General features: G+C 31.6%; 3 protein-coding genes and 1 tRNA gene. 1 reads left to right on the forward strand and 3 read right to left on the reverse strand.

Annotated elements, in window-relative coordinates; translation table 11 throughout:
* Positions 1 to 85 precede the first annotated feature (85 nt).
* The 3 genes from M2326_RS17400 to M2326_RS17410 all read right to left on the reverse strand — a co-directional run bounded on the left by M2326_RS17400 (position 86) and on the right by M2326_RS17410 (position 1527).
* The gene (locus M2326_RS17400; RefSeq protein ID WP_264620812.1) at positions 86 to 412 is read right to left on the reverse strand and encodes a DUF2339 domain-containing protein; all 327 of its coding nucleotides are present in this window, start codon (positions 410 to 412) and stop codon (positions 86 to 88) included.
* Between the two features lie 348 nt (positions 413 to 760).
* Positions 761 to 985: a DUF2339 domain-containing protein gene (locus tag M2326_RS17405; protein ID WP_319800853.1), complete on the reverse strand. Its 225-nt coding sequence runs from the start codon at positions 983 to 985 to the stop codon at positions 761 to 763.
* Between the two features lie 281 nt (positions 986 to 1266).
* Positions 1267 to 1527 (reverse strand): hypothetical protein, encoded by a 261-nt coding sequence (locus tag M2326_RS17410; RefSeq protein WP_264620814.1) that lies wholly within the window; start codon positions 1525 to 1527, stop codon positions 1267 to 1269.
* A 300-nt stretch (positions 1528 to 1827) separates the two neighbouring features.
* Here M2326_RS17410 and M2326_RS17415 point away from each other — a divergent pair.
* Positions 1828 to 1902 (forward strand) — tRNA-Pro (locus tag M2326_RS17415).
* Positions 1903 to 2484 lie beyond the last annotated feature (582 nt).

Consider the following 2484-nt stretch of genomic DNA (forward strand, 5'->3'; position numbering starts at 1 on the left):
TCAGAGAACTCTATGAGATTTTGACCTTTAAAAATTTCCATTATTTCTATGTTTTTCAATACTTTAAAGATATGAATTTAACTGCTTACCTCAAAGAACTTATATCGGCTGGAATTACAAAGCGACGATAACTGCTTTGAGTCACTTTTCCTATCGGGGCAGTTATTTGTTGTTGCGCAAAAGTACTATGTGTAGAAAGGATTAGAAATTTAGTCAACTTCAGGTGTTTTGTTTTTTTGTTATCGTCTTGCACTAGTATTTTTATTTTTTGGTATACAAATGAAATTGTTAGAATTAAAATACCCAATAATATAAGAGCAATAATTTTCCCGGTCTCAGATGTATTACTAATGTCCAATAAAAATAGTTTTAAAATCGTAATTCCTAGTACAACTATAGCGACGATACGCAAGGTTTTATTTTCCTTTTAATTCGAAAATAAAAATACTAGAGCGAATATTCCTTAGAGAATAGTAAAGCTTGTTTTGATGATTTGGATTCTCGTTTTTGATAGGAGACTATTTGTAATCACTTTTTTATACCGAATATGCTATCTAAATCGTGTTTTTTGGAAGAGCTGTACAGTGGACTAGTGTTTAAATCCGTGTTCGTAAAAAGGGAGTCTGATAATAGAAGTCCGTGTAGAAGTAACTCTGAACTTACAAGGTTGCATAATGACGAATGAACTTGTCGTATCTAAATAGACCACATAATTGCCTTGTTCTGTGCTAAGTATAAATGGTTACGACAAAACCACCAATTAGTGTAAGTACTGATAGTCTTTACAGTTGTAAAATAATGATATTAAGCAACTAAAAGCATTGATGGTGACAATGATAAGGAACGCCACGGTTTGACTGAATAATTGGTAGCTATGAAAAGCTATTCCGATTGTAAAATAGAATATCACTATCGCACAAGCTACCAAAACAGAACTGAACGCTGTGTAGTTTTGACGCAATTTATGATCAATTCCAAGTACCAAGGCACCACAAAGCGCGCCGATACCTACATGTGCAGGTTGATTGATTCAATCTTTATAAAATAACTTACTCCAGAGATAAGATTCAAGATTTCGATTTTGTTAATTAGATTCTCACCTGTAAATCTCTCTAAATCTGGATTGTTTTCTCTGAATTTTCCTCAAAAGGATTTTGTAGGTTCGTATGTAATTGATTCTTGAGATTCCTCAATCACTAGGGATGTAATTGGTTCTTCAGGAACAGCAACTGTTGGTTTGGTTTCTGCGTTTGGAGTAATAGAAATTTACTCTTCTGTGGGTTTATTGCTTAGTTTGGTTGTGGGAATGACTAATTTTTCAGTTACAGAAAGTGTTTTCTCGGAAATATTAGCAGGACCAGAATTAGTTATTTCTTCTGTTGATTTGTTGTTTTTTAGAGGGGCTAATTTTCTGTTTAATGTTTTTCTTTCAATATTTAGTTTGACGAACCTGCTGTTTAATTTTGTAAATTGTGAGTTAATAAAAAAAAATAAAGCAACAACAATCAGTCCTGAGGATATTTCCATGGTTAAATAATAAAAGGTAATTCAAAGTAAATATATTATAAAACATAATTCCTGAAGGTTTATTCGGATAATTAAATTCCCAAAGCATGAATTGTGTATCATAGAAAGATTTGTTTTTTAACACAAGTATTTTCTTTGGTATTATGTAAACGTGTATTAAGTGATTGTTTTTTAATTAATTAGTTTTATTGTATTAATGTTAGTTAAAATTAGAATGATTTAAATTAGATGTTACTTTATAATTATTTGTGTTAACCTATTGTGGAAGTAGAAAAAAGATGTATCTTTGCACCCGCGTTACGGGGTGTAGCGTAGCTCGGTTATCGCGCCTGCTTTGGGAGCAGGAGGCCGCAGGTTCGAATCCTGCCACCCCGACTAAAACCTTCTTGTGAACCAAGAAGGTTTTTTTATGCACTTTAATTACGATCTCTTTTTATTTTATGCTTATTGATTGTAAAAGGTAGTTGTATTTAAAAACGACAAATTTTTTTCACGCTCTTTTATATTGATATATATAACTGTTGGTTTATCTGTAGTAAGTAGCTATTATGAATTTTATGATTGTAAATCTACGATAGATGCTTTTTTTTCTTCAGGAGCAGTAATACTATTTTCATTAGTAAGTGTGGTCCCGCTATGCGTTTCAATCTTTTTATCGGTATAAAAAGTCTCAAAAAAGGATTTTTACTTCTATCGTGGCTAGGAGGGAAGTATCGTTCTTCTTTGTTAGTATCCTAAAATCCGAATTCAAACTAAATTTTGTGTATTTAAAAGTCTTTAACCTTCACTGTTTTATATATGACCTAATACTTGGGTAACTTAAAAAAAATCCAGTTAGATTATACTGATTAGGACAGATGGATTGGTCTTTTCTCTGTAGAAAGCTATAAAATCTATCTATTGTTTATGAGTACTGATTTAATAACGGATATAGTTGTGAATACTAGAATCATGTTC

Source organism: Flavobacterium psychraerolatum, from assembly GCF_025960985.1.
In the GTDB taxonomy this organism is placed as follows: Bacteria; Bacteroidota; Bacteroidia; order Flavobacteriales; family Flavobacteriaceae; genus Flavobacterium.